This is a genomic window from Maribellus luteus (assembly GCF_003576475.1).
Taxonomy (GTDB): Bacteria; Bacteroidota; Bacteroidia; order Bacteroidales; family Prolixibacteraceae; genus Draconibacterium; species Draconibacterium luteum.
The window spans coordinates 1-605 of record NZ_QWGR01000153.1 but is presented as its reverse complement, the minus strand read 5'-3'; the positions used below and the strand labels follow the sequence as shown (position 1 = coordinate 605).

1 protein-coding gene is annotated in these 605 nt (G+C 62.3%); it reads left to right on the top strand.

The annotated features are described in order from the left end of the window. Positions 1-605 (top strand): DnaB-like helicase C-terminal domain-containing protein (locus D1614_RS24325; RefSeq protein ID WP_147384395.1); only part of this gene is annotated, 605 nt, incomplete at both ends.

The following is a 605-nucleotide window of genomic DNA, read 5'->3' as shown; positions in this document are numbered from 1 at the left end:
GACCCAGGTGGTCGAGCGCATCGACGAGCTGTATCACCGCGACAACCAGAGCGACATTACCGGCGTGCCGACCGGCTTCGTTGACCTCGACCGCATGACCAGCGGTATGCAGGGCGGCGATCTGATCATCGTTGCCGGTCGCCCCTCGATGGGTAAGACGGCGTTCTCGCTGAATATCGGCGAGCACGTTGCCGTGGAGCAAGGCCTGCCGGTGGCCGTGTTTTCGATGGAAATGGCCGGCACACAGCTCGCCATGCGTATGCTGGGTTCGGTGGGGCGATTGGATCAGCATCGACTACGTACCGGGCGCCTGCTTGACGAGGATTGGCCGCGCCTGACGCATGCCATCCAGAAGATGAACGACGCGCAGCTGTTCATCGATGAGACGCCCGCGCTGAACCCGATGGAATTGCGTGCGCGGTCACGCCGGCTCGCACGGCAGTGCGGGCAGCTCGGCCTGATCGTCATCGATTACCTGCAGCTGATGTCGGGATCGGGCGGCGGTGAAAACCGCGCCACTGAGATTTCCGAAATTTCACGCTCGCTGAAGGGCTTGGCGAAGGAACTCAACTGCCCCGTGATTGCGCTGTCGCAGTTGAACCGAA